Source organism: Mesorhizobium sp. M0514 (genome assembly GCF_040321145.1).
Taxonomy (GTDB): domain Bacteria; phylum Pseudomonadota; class Alphaproteobacteria; order Rhizobiales; family Rhizobiaceae; genus Mesorhizobium.
The window spans coordinates 16,486-30,385 of the sequence record NZ_JAMYQZ010000074.1 but is presented as its reverse complement, the minus strand read 5'-3'; the positions used below and the strand labels follow the sequence as shown (position 1 = coordinate 30,385).

The following is a 13,900-nucleotide window of genomic DNA, read 5'->3' as shown; positions in this document are numbered from 1 at the left end:
GTCACTGTCCGCGGCGACCCCGACCATCCAGCCAATTTCGGTAGGCTCTGCTCGAAGGGTTCCGCGCTTGCCGAGACCATCGACCTCGACGGCAGGCTGCTCTACCCCGAAATCCACGGCCGCCATGCCGGCTGGGACGAGGCGCTCGATCTCGTCGCTTCGACCCTCTCGCAAACCATCGCCGAGCATGGTCCGGACTCCGTCGCCTTCTATGTCTCCGGCCAGTTGCTGACCGAAGACTACTATGTCGCCAACAAGCTGATGAAGGGCTTCATCGGCTCGGCCAACATCGACACCAATTCGCGGCTATGCATGGCCTCCTCGGTTGCCGGCCACCGCCGCGCCTTCGGCTCCGACACCGTGCCCGGCACCTACGAGGATCTCGAGCTCGCCGACCTGATCGTGCTGGTCGGCTCCAATCTCGCCTGGTGCCATCCCGTGCTCTTCCAGCGCATCGCGACGGCCCGGGAAAAACGACCGGAGATGAAGGTCGTGCTGGTCGATCCTCGCCGCACCATGACCGCTGATATCGCCGACATGCACCTGGCGATCGCACCGGATGGCGACGTTGCTTTGTTCACCGGACTGCTCGCCTGGCTCGGCCGGCACAACGCGCTCGAGCGCGGCTATGTGACCGCACACACGACCGGCTTCGGCCAAGCTCTCTTCGCCGCATCGGCGCTCGACCTTGCCGGCATTGCCGCCGCCACCGGCCTGAGCGAGGACGAGCTCACCCGCTTCTACAACCTGTTCGCCGCGACTGCGAAAACCGTCACTGTCTACAGCCAGGGAGTGAACCAGTCGTCTTCGGGCACCGACAAGGTCAACGCCATCATCAACTGCCACCTCGCCACCGGCCGCATCGGCAAACCTGGGGCAGGGCCGTTTTCGGTGACCGGCCAGCCCAACGCCATGGGCGGCCGCGAGGTCGGCGGCATGGCCAACATGCTGGCTGCCCATATGGAGATCGATAACCCCGAGCACCGCGACCGCGTGCAGCGTTTCTGGAATGCGCCGGCCGTCGCCCAAAAGCCCGGTCTGAAGGCGGTCGAGATGTTTCAGGCGATCGCCGCCGGCCGCATCAAGGCACTGTGGATCATGGCCACCAACCCGGTCGATTCGATGCCGGATGCCGATGCCGTCGAGGCAGCGATCAAGGCCTGCCCGTTTGTCGTGGTTTCGGATGTGCTGGCGAGCACGGACACCGTGCGTCACGCCCATGTGCGGCTACCCGCCGCCGCCTGGGGCGAGAAGGACGGCACCGTGACCAATTCAGAGCGCCGCATCTCGCGCCAGCGCAGCTTTCTTGCGGTGCCCGGCGAGGCGCGGCCGGATTGGCAGATCATTGCCGAGGTGGGCAAGCGGATGGGGTTTGGCGAGGCGTTTGCGCATGTGACGCCGGCGGAGGTTTTCGCCGAACACGCCGCGCTGTCGGGTTTCGAGAATGACGGCGCGCGGGATTTCGATATCGGCGCTTATGGTGCGATCGATGCCGACGCCTATGAAGAATTGGCTCCGTTCCAATGGCCGGCGCCGAGCCCAGCCACCCCCCTCTGGCCTGCCGGCCATCTCCCCCGCAAGGGGGGAGATCAGCCGTCGCCTCGGCCTTCGCCAATTACCAACGATGCAGAAGATATGCCGGCGTCAAAGCTGCCAATCTCCCCCCTTGCGGGGGAGATGTCCGGCAGGACAGAGGGGGGTGTTCAAGCGGGACTTGACCCTTCCAGCACCCGCTTCTTCGCCAACGGCAATTTCTACAATCCCGACCGCAAGGCGCGCTTCATCGCCATTCGTCCCATCGTCGAGACACGCACCAGCCCGGACTATCCGCTGATCCTCAACACCGGCCGTGTTCGCGACCATTGGCACACGATGACCCGCACTGGCAAAAGCCCACGTCTCTCCCAGCACATGGCCGAGCCCTTCGTCGAGATCCACCCGGCGGATGCCACGCATCACGGCATTGGCGACGCCGACATCGTGCGCGTCTCCAGCCTGCGCGGGGATGTGCTGGTGCGCGCGCTGGTGACGGCACGCCAGCGCCGGGGGAGCGTGTTTGCGCCGATGCACTGGACCGATCAGTTTTCGGCAAAGGGCCGCCTCGACACGCTGACCGCGCCTCTGACCGATCCGGTTTCCGGCCAACCTGCGCTGAAACATGTCGGCGCCCGTATCGAGAAATTCGCCGCGAGAGCCTTCGGCTTCGCTGTGGTGCGCCGCAAGCCGGTGGCGCTCGCAGCAGATTACTGGGCCGTGGCCAAATGCAAGGGCGGCTGGCGGGTGGAGCTTGCCTTTGCCGGCGATGACATCGACTGGGCTGGTTTTGCTGGTTCGCTTTTCGATGTTCCCGTAGCCGACATGCTCGCCTATCACGACCGCGATACCGGCCAGCATCGCATTGCTGCCTTTGACGACCAGCACCTCGCCGGGGCTTTGTTTATCGCGTCGGGACCGGTGGCGGTTTCGCGGGGTTGGGCGGCACAGCAACTCCAGGAGGTTCACACCAGCCAGCGCGAACGCTTCAGGATCGTCGCCGGTCGCGCCGGCGCCGATCGGCCCGATGCGGGCGCGACCGTCTGCTCCTGTTTCAGCGTCGGGGTCAACCAGATCGTGGCGGCAGTGGCGGCCGGGTGCACGACAGTCGAAGCCGTAGGCGGCGCCCTGAAGGCCGGCACAAATTGCGGCTCCTGCCGGTCCGAGATCCGGGCGGTCATCCAGGCCAATCGGGTTCAGGCTGCGGAGTAGGTGCGGCTGGATCTGACGATATCCTCTTGGGCCACCATGGTCATCGATTGCGGAAGGTGGTGGCTGTCTAATCCAGCCGGTCGCGCAGGATGCTCCAGGGGAGCAGCATATTCGGTGCATAGCGCACGAGCTTGTGCAGCGGGATCGGCGCTGGCGGCGCGAAGGGGAGCGGCAGATCGCGGGCGTCCGTTCCGCTCGCCCAGTTGGCCAGCACCTTGCCCATTGCCGTGGTCATGGCGATGCCGCGGCCGTTGCAGGCGAAGCCTGCGATCAGGCCTGGGCCGAGGTCGATGAGACGCGGCAGGAAATCCGGCCCCACCGCCGCCACGCCTGTCCAGCTGTAGGCAAGCGGCGGCAGGTCAGGCAAATCGAGATGCCTGGCGAGCCGTCGCCAGATCGTTTGCGGCACCCGCGTCTCGGCGCCGGCTCCGACGACATGCATGCCGCCGCTGATCAGCCGGTTCTGGCCATCGCAGCGGCACGTGAACAGGTTGCGCCTGGTGTCGCCAACGCCCTGGCCGCCGGGCATCAGGCGCGCGCGTATGGCGCGCGACAGCGGCGCAGTGGCGATCTGGAAGACTTTCAGCGGGATATACGTCCGTGCCAGTGTCGGGTTCAGCTCTCCACCATAGGCGTTGGTGGCGACCAAGACCTTGCCCGCTCGCACAGTGCCGGACGCAGTCTTCAAGGCCCAGCCATCCGGCGTGCGGTCGATGGAAGTGACACGCGTCTGCTCGAAGATGCGTGCGCCAACCTTTTCCGCGGCGTCGGCCAGGCCGCGCGCATACTCGACCGGATTGAGGACGCCGCCCGAGTTGTCCATCCAACCGCCGGCGTAGCCGCCGATACCGGTGAGCGTCGTGACCGCCTTGGCATCGAGCGTTACGGTCGGCCTGCCCCGCGCCGCCCATTGCTCGGCGCGCGATCGCGTCTTTTCCAGCGCGGCGGACGAATGCGCCGGCTGGATCCAACCGTTCTGCACAGCGTCGCATTCGATGCCATGCCGCTTGATCAGGCCGAAGACGAGGTCAGCGCTTCCCGCGGCGAAATCGATCAGCCTCCCGCCGCGCTCGGGTCCGAGTTCGGCGATGATGTCGTCTGGATCCCGCTTGGCGAAGTTCGGAACGACGAAGCCGGCATTCCGGCCGGTCGCACCCCAAGCGATGAATTCGGCTTCGAGGACCGCGACCGAAAGCCCTTTCTCAGAGGCATGCAATGCCGTCGACAGGCCGGAAAAGCCGCCGCCCACAATCGCGAGATCGACGTCGAGTCCGCCTTGCAGCGCGCCCCGGTCGCGGCGGTTGCGGCTGACGGCATGCCAGAGCGAAACGCCATACGCTTGCTGCCGGATCATGGCATTCATGATCCGGCCTCGTTCTCGTTGGCCGCCGCCTTTGTCTGTGTGCCGGGCTTCGGTCGGCGCGGCCGGTCGCCGAACAATCCGTTAGGCCGGATCAGCAGGATGACGCAGAGCATGACGCCGATGGCGACGATCTGCAGTGAGGCCGCGCGTGCTTGCTGCTCGGGCGCAAACAGCACGCTGGTCAGCGTGCCCGACCCCGCCCATATCGCCCAGACCAGGATGCTGCCGGCAACGGCGCCGGCATTGCTGCCCGAGCCGCCGACGATCAGCATCACCCAGACCTGGAAGGTCAGGATCGGCAGATAGTTATCGGGCGCGATGAAGCCGGTGAAATGCGCCTGCAAAGCGCCGGCCAGCGCCATGATAGCGCCGCCGACGGCGAAGGCCTGGACGCGGTAGAAGCGCGCGCTCTTGCCCAGCGAAATCGCCGCTCGCTCGTCCTCGCGCAGCGCCTTGAGCACGCGGCCCCAGGGGCTGCGCGACAGGTGCTCCAGAGCGAGATAGGCGATCAGCGTCACAGCCGAAACGACGGCGAGGTTCGACAGGTTGAACAGCAGCGGCGTTTCGGCAAGGCCGCCGAACGGGCGCGGGATGAAACCGATGCCGAACGGGCCGCCGGTGAGTTTCTGCGCGTTGAGCGCGACCAGCTGCACGACGACGGCGACGCCGAAGGTGGTGATCGCCAGGTAGTCGGATCGCAGACGCAGCGTGGCCATGCCGGTAAGTGCTGCGGCGATACCGCCGACGACCATGGCGCCCGCCCAGCCGACCAGGATCGGCAGACCGAAGCCGCCGAAGCGCGCGGCATCGTCCGGGGTCGTCAGCAGCGCCGATGTATAGGCGCCGATGGCGACGAATCCGGCAAGGCCGACATTGAAAAGGCCAGTCAGCCCCCACTGCAGATTGAGCCCCAGTGTGACCAGCGAAAAGATCAGTGCGGTGGTCAGGAAGAAGGCGCCGTAGCCGAGCAGGTCCATCAGCGTTCCCTCACACCAAACAGGCCGATCGGCCGAACGAACAGCACCGCCATCAGGATGATGAAGGAGATTGCGGCGCGCCATTCGGCGCCGATCAGCTGCACCGCACCGGCTTCGGCAAGACCGATGATCAAGCCGCCGAGCACAGCGCCCGGAATGCTGCCGATGCCGCCGAGGATGGCTGCTGCAAACATCGGCAGCAGCATGTCGAAGCCCATGAACGGGCGGATCTGCACCAGAATGCCGATCATCACGCCGGCCACGCAGGCCAGCGCCCCGCCGATGATCCAGGTGACACGCACAACGGAGGCAACATCGATACCGACGATGCGGGCCAGCGCTGCATTCTGGCTCAGCGCCTGCATGGAGCGGCCGGTCTGCGTGCGTGTCATCAACAGATGCACGCCGAGCACCAGCACGGCGGTCAGCAGCAGAAGCGCGATCTGATCGGGCGTGATGCGGATGCCGAAGCCGACCGGCATGGCGATCTGGATCGCGCGGCTGAAATAGGTCGGCCGTGAGCTGAAGGTGAATTCGAGCAGGCTGCGCAGCGCCATCGAGGCGCCGAAGCTCGCCATCACCACGATGATGGCTTGCCCCTGCGAGCGAAGCCGCGAAAACAGCACCTTGTCGAGCAACAGCGCCAGCAGGGCGGTGAAAGTCATGCCGACAACCAGCGCAACCAGCAGCGGCCAGCCGAAAGACAGCGGTCCAATGGGCGCCACCTTGCCGAACATCGCGCCGATGGCGCTGACGACGGCGAGCGTCGCATAGGTGCCCCAGGCCATGAAGTCGCCATGGGCAAAATTCGAGAAGCGCAGGATCGAATAGGTCAGCGTCACGCCGATGGCGCCAAGTCCGATCATCGAGCCGGTCAGCAACCCATCGACGACAAATTGCAGGCTCATGCCGCGCCTTCCTTGCCGGCGTGAGACGGGCGTTGGCCGAGATAGAGTTCGGCGACGACAGGATCGTTCCACAATTCGGACGCCACACCCTCGTGCCGGTCCTTGCCTTCGACCAGCACATAGGCGCGGTCGCCGATGGCCAGCGCTGCCTTGGCGTTCTGTTCGACCAGCAGGATGGTGACGCCGGACCTGCGGATGCCGGCCAGCATCTCGAACACCATCGATACGAATTTCGGCGACAGGCCGGCCGACGGCTCGTCGAGCAGCAGCACCTTAGGATGGACGATCAGCGCACGTGCGACGGCGAGCATCTGCCGCTGTCCGCCCGACAGATTGCCGGCGGCGGTGCGGCGCTGGCGGACGAGGTCGGGGAAGGCCGCATACATTTCCTCGATGCGGGCAGGGATTTCGCGTCGCTCGAGGATGCCGCAGGCGACCTTCAGATTGTCCTCGACCGACATCAGCGGGAAGATGTTCTCCGTCTGCGGTACGAAGGCCAGGCCGAGCCGAACCATGGTGTGCGCGGGAGCGGCGGTGATGTCCTTGCCGTCCAGAAATACGGTGCCGCCGGTGATCGGGACAAGGCCGGCGATCGCCTTGATGAAGCTCGACTTGCCGGCGCCGTTGGGACCGAGCACGACGACGATCTCGCCCTTGCCGACGGTGATCGAGGCGCCGCGCACGATCGGCACGCCAAGCTCATAGCCGGCTTCGAGGTTGCGCACGTCGAGGACGGTCTCGTTCATGTGGCGCCCCCGAGATAAGCCTCGATGACGCGCGGGTCGCGGGCGACTTCCTCTGCCGTGCCTTCGCTGAGCAACTGGCCGCTCGCCATGACCAGCACGCGGTGGCAGAGCCGCGTCACCATGTCGATATTGTGCTCGATCAGCAGAAAGGTGATGCCGTGCGCGTTGATGTCGCGGATGCGGTCGATGATGATCTCGAGCAGCGTCGCGTTGACGCCGGCGGCCGGTTCGTCGAGCAGGATGATCGCCGGATCGGCCATCATGACGCGGGCGAGTTCGAGCAGCTTGCGCTGGCCGCCGGAAAGCACGCGTGCCGGCTCGTGCGCCAGCCGAGCGAGCGAGACGAGCTCCAGCAGCTCGAGTGCCTTTGCCCTGGCTGCTCTTTCCTGTGCCGCCACTCGCCACGGCGTGACGAAGTTGGCGAGCAATTTTTCGCCGGCTTGGCCCTGCGCCGCCAGCATGATGTTTTCGATCAGCGTCAGATTGGGCAGGGGGCGCGGGATCTGGAAGGTGCGGCCAAGACCACGGCCGATACGCAGATGAGCGGCTTCGCCGGAGACGCGCGTGCCATTGAGCAGGATATCGCCGCTGGTTGGCAATATGCTGCCCGCCAACAGATCGAACATCGTCGTCTTGCCGGCGCCATTCGGCCCGATCAGGCCGAGGATTTCGCCCGCTTTGACATCAAACGAGACATCGTTGACGGCGACAAGGCCGCCAAAACGCCTGACGACGTTTCGTGCCGTCAGAACTGGCGCACGGGTCTCCTGCCGTTGGCGCTCCGCTGCATCGCTCATCAAACCCTCTGGCCGAAGACGATCGTTGTCGCCTCCTGATTTTTGATTTGTGATCACACTTGCGTTGATCACGCTATTCGGCTTTAATTTCATTCGCAAGCCGAAAACGGGGCAAATGCCGGTAATGCAGAAGGCTGCCATCGACAAGAACAACGGGACGATCGCAGCCCAGCTTACGCCGGTCGGCCGCGAGACGGTGCAGGATCGCGTCTATTCCGAGTTGCGCCGTGCTCTGATCGGTGGCCTTTTCGAGCCAAACCAGGTGCTGACTATCCGCGGTCTCGCCGATGCGCTGGTCACCTCGACCATGCCGGTACGCGAAGCGCTTGGACGGCTGATCACGGAAAAGGCGCTGGAGGCGCTGCCCAACCGCTCGGTGCGCGTGCCGCCGATCACGCTGGAGCGCATCGACGACCTCCTGCGCGCCCGCTCACTCATCGAAGGCGAAGCGATCGCGCTTGCCGCCACGCGTATGAGCCCGCGCCAGATCGCTTCGATCGAAGCCATGCTGGGCGAGTGGGACGAGATGCGGGCCCTGAAGCACAAGAAGGATATCGACCGCGAAGCGACGCTCAACCAGAGCTTCCATTTTGAGATCTACCGCTGCTGCGGCTCGGCTGTGCTGATCCCGATGATCGAAAGCCTCTGGCTTCAATCGGGACCCTGCATCCGCGTCGCCATCTATGCCTTCTCCGAGGCCGGGGAGGTCGATACCGCGCACTATCACCGCGGCATTGTCGCGGCACTTGCCAAACAGGATGCGCTAGCGGCGCGCGAGGCGCTGGTAGCCGACATCAGCCGCCCCTTCGCCTTCCTGCGCGACAAACTTCAATCGGCGAAGGACTGACATGCCCAAGCCCGCCATCGGCATCACAGAACCACGCTCGAAGCTTTCCGTGACGGCGCTGCTATTGCCCGAAGAGGCGCCGGAGAATGCCGCCTTCCTGCTGGCTTATCTGGCGCAGCCACGCATCATCCCAGGCATCCATGCGATGTGGACAGGACCGGAAATCTCGTGCCCGGTTCCGTCAGCCGATCTCCACGGCCAGGCCTATGCCCAGTCTTTGCCACCGGAGAATGCAACGCTGACGCCGCAGCCCGGCGATATCGTGCTGTCCTATGTGCCGCCACGCGTGTGGGGCGGCAATCCCAATGCCATCTTCGATATCGGCCTGTACTACGGGCAGGGGGCGCGGCTGCTGTTCCCGATCGGCTGGCTGGCCGGCAGCGTGGTCGCGCAAGTGCTTGCCGGAGAGCGCGATCAGTTTGCCGCCGCCTGCGGCGTCATCCGCCGCAACGGCGCCTGTGACATCACCTTCAGCCTGGTGGAGGCCTGAATGGCCGACGACAGTTTCGAACTCTTCGATCTGCGCGTCGAAGCGGTCATCCCCGAGGGCAAGCCGGTCTATTGCGGCGCCAGGGCCGGCGACTATTTCGAACTCAAGGGCGAAATGCTGTCGCTGCCGGCGGGGCAGGGTTTTTCGATTTACTCGATCTCCGCCGTGTTGCCGCTCCTGGCGGCAAAGCAGCGCCCGACGCATGCAAATGACTGGATGACCTCGGATGCCGAGATCGCCTGTCCCGATCCCAATTGCGCCAGCCGGCTGCGGATCGTCAGGCTGGCCAAGCGGCGGTTCAGCCATGCCCAAACCACGGCTGTGCCGCTGCCGAAGGAGACCGACAAAAGATGAGCGCCAGGACCGTCGAACTCAGCCCCGGCTATACGATCTCGCGCGTCATCCGCGGCGGCTGGCAGCTGGCCGGCGGCCATGGCGCTATCGACCGCAGGCAGGCCGTGACCGACCTCATCGCCACCTTCGATGCCGGCATCTGGACCTATGATTGCGCCGACATCTACACCGGCGTCGAGGAACTGATCGGCGCCGCGCGCCTGCGGCTGGCCGGCGAGCGCGGTCTCGATGTTGCGGCCAGGATGAAGGTGCACACCAAGCTGGTGCCGGACCTCGAACGACTGGCAAGCATCAGCCGCGACTACATCAGGGGCATCGTCAATCAGTCGCTTCGCAGGCTGAAGACGGAGCGGATCGATCTTGTGCAGTTTCACTGGTGGGATTATGACCAGCCTCGTTACGTCGAGGCGATGGGTTGGCTCGACGAGCTTCGGCTGGAAGGCAAGGTGCGCAATCTCGGCACCACCAATTTCGATACGCCGAGGCTAGCCGAAATCCTCTCCGCGGGCATCCCGCTGGTCAGCCAGCAACTGCAATATTCAGTGCTCGACCAGCGGCCGGCAAACAGCCTTGCGGGCCTTGCCGCTAAGAACGGTGTCCGCTTCCTCTGCTACGGCTCGGTGGCGGGCGGCTTCCTCAGCGACAAATGGCTTGGCGTGGCCGAGCCCTCCACGCCGCTCGAAAACCGCTCGCTGGTCAAATACAAGCTGATCATCGACGACTTCGGCGGCTGGGAGCTGTTCCAGTCCCTGCTCAAGGCGCTGAAAGCGGTCGGCGATCGCCACGGCGTCGACATCGCCACCATCGCCTCGGCATGGGTGCTCGAGCAGCCGCAGGTCGCGGCCGTCATTGTGGGTGCGCGCAACCAGGCACATGCGCTGGCCAATACGAAAATCATGGACGTCGCGCTCGACGCCGACGATCGCGCGCGGATTGCTGCCGCCATCGCACAAGGCACCGGCCTCGCGGGCGATGTCTACGCGCTGGAGCGCGACCGTCATGGCCGCCACGGCTCGATTATGCATTACAACCTCAATGCGGGGAAGAAATGAGCGGAGAGCCTTCCCTTTTTTCGCGTGCCAGCGCTGAAATCATCGACCTGCATCGCTTCTTCGTCGACTGGTTTGTCGCCGCGCGAGCCGACGCTGTGGAGTTCGGCCGCTTCGAGGCTGTCATGGGCGAAGGCCTCACCATGGTGGCGCCGAATGGCCAGATCCTCGATCGCGACGCGGTCGTAGATCATGTCCGGACAAGCCGCGCCACTTGCGACGACGGTTTTGCCATATCGATCGAGGACATCAGGCCGGGTTGGCAGGACGCGGACACGATCGTCATCTTCTACATCGAGGCGCAACTGCGCGCCGGCAAACCCAGTCGCCGGCAGTCCAGTGCGGTCTTCACCACCAGTTCATCGGCACCAAACGGCGTCGAATGGCGGCATCTGCATGAGACCTGGCTGCAGGCGCCGGAAGGCTGAACAGGCAAAAGTTCAAACAAGAAAAGGGGAACGGCAATGAAGAAGACGATACTTCAAATCACCACAGCACTGGCTCTCGTGACGATGGCCGGCGCCGCACACGCAGCGGACTGCAAGATCACCGTCGGCCTAGTCATGGAGCTGACCGGCCCTGCCGGCGAATATGGCCAGGCTGGCGCGAAGTCCGTCGAAATGGCCTTCCGCGACATCAATGAAGCCGGTGGCGTACGCGGCTGCGATCTCGCAACCGACACGCGCGACAGCCAGAGCCAGGGCAATATCGCGGTCGATGCCGCGACCCAGCTGGTACAGGTCAAGAAGGTGCCGGTGATCATCGGCGGCATCATCTCCTCGGTGTCGATCCCGATTTTGACCTCGGTCACCGGGCCGGCCAAGATCGTGCAGGTGTCGCCGGCTTCGTCCTCGCCGACGCTGACCGCCCTTGGCCGCGACGGCAAGACCAACGGCATCTTCTTCCGCACCATCACGTCGGATGCGCTGCAAGGCGTGGCCGCCGCCAAATACGCCATCGACAAGGGCTTCAAGAAACTGTCGATCATCCATGTCAACAACGACTTCGGCGTCAACATGGTGGCCGAATTCTCGCGTGCCTACAAAGCGCTCGGCGGCACCATCGTCTCCGACACGCCCTACAACGAAAAGCAGTCGAGCTATGCTTCGGAAGTGACGGCGGCGATGGGAGGCGAGCCGGACGGACTTTACCTCGTCAGCACGCCGGTCGACGGCGCAACGGTCGCCCGCACCTGGATATCGCAGGGCGGCGTGCAGAAATTCCTGCTCAATGACGGTATGAACAGCCCGGACTTCATCGAATCCGTCGGCGCCGATTATCTGAAGGATGCCTATGGTACCTCTTCCGGCACCAGCCCGACGGCATCCACCGACTATTTCCTGAAAAACTACAAGGAGTTTTCGGGCATCGAACCGTCGAACCCGGCAGCCGACCGTTCCTATGATGCCGGCGCCATTGTCGGTCTCGCCATTGCCATTGCCGGCTCCGAGGATCCAGCCAAGATCAAGGATGCCATGTACAAGGCGGTCGATCCTGCCGGCACACCGATCTATGCCGGCAAGGACGAGTTCGCCAAGGCGCTCGGCCTGATCAAGGACGGCAAGCCGATCCGCTATGAAGGCGTCATCGGTCCGGTCAGCTTCGACAAATATGGCGACATCACCGGTCCGTTCCGGCTGTGGAAGATCGTCGACGGCAAGGTGACGACCGACGGTGAAATGACAACCGACGACGTCAACGCGCTGCAGGCGAAATTGCAGTAGGCGCCGGTACATTGTCCGGCGCGATCTCCGTTCGATCTCTGGGAGATCGACGCCGGACAAGCAGTCCAACATCGGCGCTAGTTACGCGGTCAAGCGCGAAATCAGCCGGGTCAATATAACGACAGGCGGCTGGCCGGGCATGAAGACCTGCGGATTGGAGAGGGCGCCGACGATATGACCCACATAGTCTGATTTGTCGTAGCCGATTGACGATATCGGGTAGGCGTCGAAATTGGTCAGGGACACATTGTCGAAGCCATAGAGGCGGAAGCGGCTGGGCCGGTCGTCGGGGAAATCCGCCCGGCAGACATCCAGAACACCCATGGCCATCGCGTCGGACGTACAAAAGACCGCATCGGGACAGCCGCGTCCCGTCAGGCCGGCGGCTGCCGCATAGCCCGACTCGTAGGAATAGTCTCCCTGGACCGTCTGCAGCAGTTCAATTCCATGATGCCGGAACGCTTCGAGGTAGTGGCCGATGCGCAGCTGTTCGACCCGCGAGGACGAACGGCCGGTCAGCAGGCTGGCCGTGCGCGCGCGCTTGGCCGCCGCATCCGCCACGGCCTCGGCGATGCCGACGCCTTCATCGGGAATGACGGTGGGTGACAGATCGTCATGCAGTCCGTTCAGCATGATGACCAGGTCCGAGCGAAACATGCGCCGCACCGTCGCTGCATCGGCAAAGTCGGAGAACACCACGGCGGCATCGACATGATAGGCAACGCCGTTGCGCAGAAAATCCTCGACCCCTTCCGCCGAGCCGATGCGGATGAGGATGACCTGCTTGCCGATCGACTGGATTGCGTCGAGCAGCCGGTCGAACAGGTCGAGATCTGAAAGGTCGTGAATGTGGTTGACCACGACGGCAACCAGATTGACGGTCTTGGTGGTCAGGCTTTGCGCCAGGAGATTGGGTTTGTAGCCGAGCTGCGCGGCGGCCTGCACGACACGTTCGCGTTTGTCCGCCGAGACCGGTCGCGGTCCGCTCGACAGCGCACGGCTGGCCGCGGCACGCGACACGCCTGCCAGCCGCGCGACATCGGCGATCGTTGCGACGGCGCCTCGAGTGTGCGCCGATCGGTTACCGGTAGTGGGTGTCACCACAGCGGGTTGAGCGCCGGCGGGTTGGAGTCCGGCCCCCACCACTTCTTGTAGGTCGTCTCATAGGTGCCCGACTGGATGAAGTCGGACACGAACATGTCGAGCCAGCGGACGAATTCGGGATCGCCCTTGGCGACCGCGATGCCGATCGGATCGTTGGAATAGAGGCCAGGCAGCGTCACCAGGCTCGGTGTCTTGGTCGCGAGGTAATCGAGCAGCGAGGAATCCTCGATCGCCGCATCGACGCGCTTCTGTTGCAGCTGCAGAACCCCGTCGGGCGCGAACTGGTCGACATAGACGAGCTCTGCTTCCGGCACGGCCGCCTTGAGGAAGGTTTCGCCCGTGGTGCCGCGGCCGACGACAACCTTCTTGCCGGCGAGCCCCTTGAGGTCGGTTATCCCGGCATCCTTCTGGACGATGACGCGCAGCCCGGCCCGGTTGTAGGGGATGGTGAAGTTGACGGTCTTGGCCCGCTCGAGCGTTGCCGAGGTGTTTGCGACCGCGACATCGATCTGTCCCGACACCAGCATGGAAATACGGGCATCGCCCGAGACGTCGACGAACTCGACCGGCACCCCGAGCTTTTGCGCCAGCAGCGTCGCGACATCGACATCGTAGCCGACAGGATTGTTTTGTGCATCGCGAAAGCCGATCGGCTCGCCGCCGAGCGATACGCCGATGCGAATGGTGCCGCGTGAGCGGATGTCGTCAATCATGCCGGCAAGGGCCGGAAAAGCCGAACCGGCCACGATGGCCAGCGCGGCGAAGGCACGCAGTACGGTTTTCATGGTTCCTCTCC

Annotated in this window: 14 protein-coding genes; 7 read left to right on the top strand and 7 right to left on the bottom strand. The window is 64.4% G+C overall.

What is annotated here, in order from left to right; all coding sequences use genetic code 11:
• Window positions 1-2,745 (top strand): nitrate reductase (locus NKI61_RS24865; RefSeq protein ID WP_352841369.1); only part of this gene is annotated, 2,745 nt, incomplete at its 5' end.
• A gap of 67 nt (window positions 2,746-2,812) precedes the next feature.
• On the opposite strand, the gene NKI61_RS24860 is transcribed toward NKI61_RS24865, so the two are convergent.
• Genes NKI61_RS24860 through NKI61_RS24840 form a run of 5 tightly spaced genes read right to left on the bottom strand, consistent with a single transcriptional unit; the run spans window position 2,813 to window position 7,536 of the window.
• On the bottom strand, window positions 2,813-4,108 hold the full coding sequence (locus NKI61_RS24860; RefSeq protein ID WP_023710024.1) for an NAD(P)/FAD-dependent oxidoreductase: 1,296 nt from the start codon (window positions 4,106-4,108) through the stop codon (window positions 2,813-2,815).
• Window positions 4,105-5,088, bottom strand: a complete 984-nt coding sequence (locus NKI61_RS24855; RefSeq protein ID WP_023692250.1) for a branched-chain amino acid ABC transporter permease — start codon at window positions 5,086-5,088, stop codon at window positions 4,105-4,107. Before NKI61_RS24855 ends, NKI61_RS24860 begins: the two co-directional genes overlap by 4 nt.
• Window positions 5,085-5,993 carry a branched-chain amino acid ABC transporter permease gene (locus NKI61_RS24850; protein WP_023745643.1) on the bottom strand — a complete coding sequence of 303 codons (909 nt, stop codon included), beginning with the start codon at window positions 5,991-5,993 and terminating at the stop codon, window positions 5,085-5,087. The genes NKI61_RS24855 and NKI61_RS24850 overlap by 4 nt, the downstream gene beginning before the upstream one ends.
• Complete coding sequence (locus tag NKI61_RS24845; protein ID WP_023692249.1) at window positions 5,990-6,739, bottom strand: branched-chain amino acid ABC transporter ATP-binding protein; 750 nt, start codon at window positions 6,737-6,739, stop codon at window positions 5,990-5,992. The genes NKI61_RS24850 and NKI61_RS24845 overlap by 4 nt, the downstream gene beginning before the upstream one ends.
• A complete protein-coding gene (locus tag NKI61_RS24840) occupies window positions 6,736-7,536 on the bottom strand; it encodes an ABC transporter ATP-binding protein (protein ID WP_023735676.1) in 801 nt (266 codons plus the stop codon). Before NKI61_RS24840 ends, NKI61_RS24845 begins: the two co-directional genes overlap by 4 nt.
• 124 nt (window positions 7,537-7,660) lie before the next feature.
• Here NKI61_RS24840 and NKI61_RS24835 point away from each other — a divergent pair, with 124 nt between their 5' ends.
• The 6 genes from NKI61_RS24835 to NKI61_RS24810 are packed head-to-tail and all read left to right on the top strand — an operon-like array spanning window position 7,661 to window position 12,000.
• A complete protein-coding gene (locus tag NKI61_RS24835) occupies window positions 7,661-8,383 on the top strand; it encodes a GntR family transcriptional regulator (protein ID WP_023682687.1) in 723 nt (240 codons plus the stop codon).
• 1 nt (window position 8,384) lies between these two features.
• Complete coding sequence (locus NKI61_RS24830) at window positions 8,385-8,873, top strand: DUF3830 family protein (protein ID WP_352841367.1); 489 nt, start codon at window positions 8,385-8,387, stop codon at window positions 8,871-8,873.
• Window positions 8,874-9,227 (top strand): TIGR04076 family protein, encoded by a 354-nt coding sequence (locus NKI61_RS24825; protein ID WP_023682686.1) that lies wholly within the window; start codon window positions 8,874-8,876, stop codon window positions 9,225-9,227.
• On the top strand, window positions 9,224-10,279 hold the full coding sequence (locus NKI61_RS24820; RefSeq protein ID WP_352625487.1) for an aldo/keto reductase: 1,056 nt from the start codon (window positions 9,224-9,226) through the stop codon (window positions 10,277-10,279). Before NKI61_RS24825 ends, NKI61_RS24820 begins: the two co-directional genes overlap by 4 nt.
• Window positions 10,276-10,704, top strand: coding sequence for a hypothetical protein (locus NKI61_RS24815; protein WP_352841365.1), 429 nt, complete (start codon window positions 10,276-10,278; stop codon window positions 10,702-10,704). The genes NKI61_RS24820 and NKI61_RS24815 overlap by 4 nt, the downstream gene beginning before the upstream one ends.
• Before the next feature lie 36 nt (window positions 10,705-10,740).
• Window positions 10,741-12,000, top strand: a complete 1,260-nt coding sequence (locus NKI61_RS24810) for an ABC transporter substrate-binding protein (RefSeq protein ID WP_023692246.1) — start codon at window positions 10,741-10,743, stop codon at window positions 11,998-12,000.
• Window positions 12,001-12,081: 81 nt separating this feature from the next.
• On the opposite strand, the gene NKI61_RS24805 is transcribed toward NKI61_RS24810, so the two are convergent.
• Entirely contained in the window at window positions 12,082-13,104 is a 1,023-nt protein-coding gene (locus tag NKI61_RS24805; RefSeq protein WP_352841363.1) for a LacI family DNA-binding transcriptional regulator, read from the bottom strand.
• The gene (locus NKI61_RS24800; RefSeq protein ID WP_023695228.1) at window positions 13,098-13,889 is read right to left on the bottom strand and encodes a transporter substrate-binding domain-containing protein; all 792 of its coding nucleotides are present in this window, start codon (window positions 13,887-13,889) and stop codon (window positions 13,098-13,100) included. The genes NKI61_RS24805 and NKI61_RS24800 overlap by 7 nt, the downstream gene beginning before the upstream one ends.
• Window positions 13,890-13,900: the final 11 nt, after the last annotated feature.

Coding starts and splice junctions, on each gene's coding strand:
- NKI61_RS24845 (WP_023692249.1), bottom strand. CDS start 6,739: ATGAACGAGACCGTCCTCGACGTGCGCAACCTCGAAGCCGGCTATGAG.
- NKI61_RS24810 (WP_023692246.1), top strand. CDS start 10,741: ATGAAGAAGACGATACTTCAAATCACCACAGCACTGGCTCTCGTGACG.
- NKI61_RS24800 (WP_023695228.1), bottom strand. CDS start 13,889: ATGAAAACCGTACTGCGTGCCTTCGCCGCGCTGGCCATCGTGGCCGGT.
- NKI61_RS24815 (WP_352841365.1), top strand. CDS start 10,276: ATGAGCGGAGAGCCTTCCCTTTTTTCGCGTGCCAGCGCTGAAATCATC.
- NKI61_RS24835 (WP_023682687.1), top strand. CDS start 7,661: ATGCAGAAGGCTGCCATCGACAAGAACAACGGGACGATCGCAGCCCAG.
- NKI61_RS24860 (WP_023710024.1), bottom strand. CDS start 4,108: ATGAATGCCATGATCCGGCAGCAAGCGTATGGCGTTTCGCTCTGGCAT.
- NKI61_RS24825 (WP_023682686.1), top strand. CDS start 8,874: ATGGCCGACGACAGTTTCGAACTCTTCGATCTGCGCGTCGAAGCGGTC.
- NKI61_RS24850 (WP_023745643.1), bottom strand. CDS start 5,993: ATGAGCCTGCAATTTGTCGTCGATGGGTTGCTGACCGGCTCGATGATC.
- NKI61_RS24830 (WP_352841367.1), top strand. CDS start 8,385: ATGCCCAAGCCCGCCATCGGCATCACAGAACCACGCTCGAAGCTTTCC.
- NKI61_RS24840 (WP_023735676.1), bottom strand. CDS start 7,536: ATGAGCGATGCAGCGGAGCGCCAACGGCAGGAGACCCGTGCGCCAGTT.
- NKI61_RS24820 (WP_352625487.1), top strand. CDS start 9,224: ATGAGCGCCAGGACCGTCGAACTCAGCCCCGGCTATACGATCTCGCGC.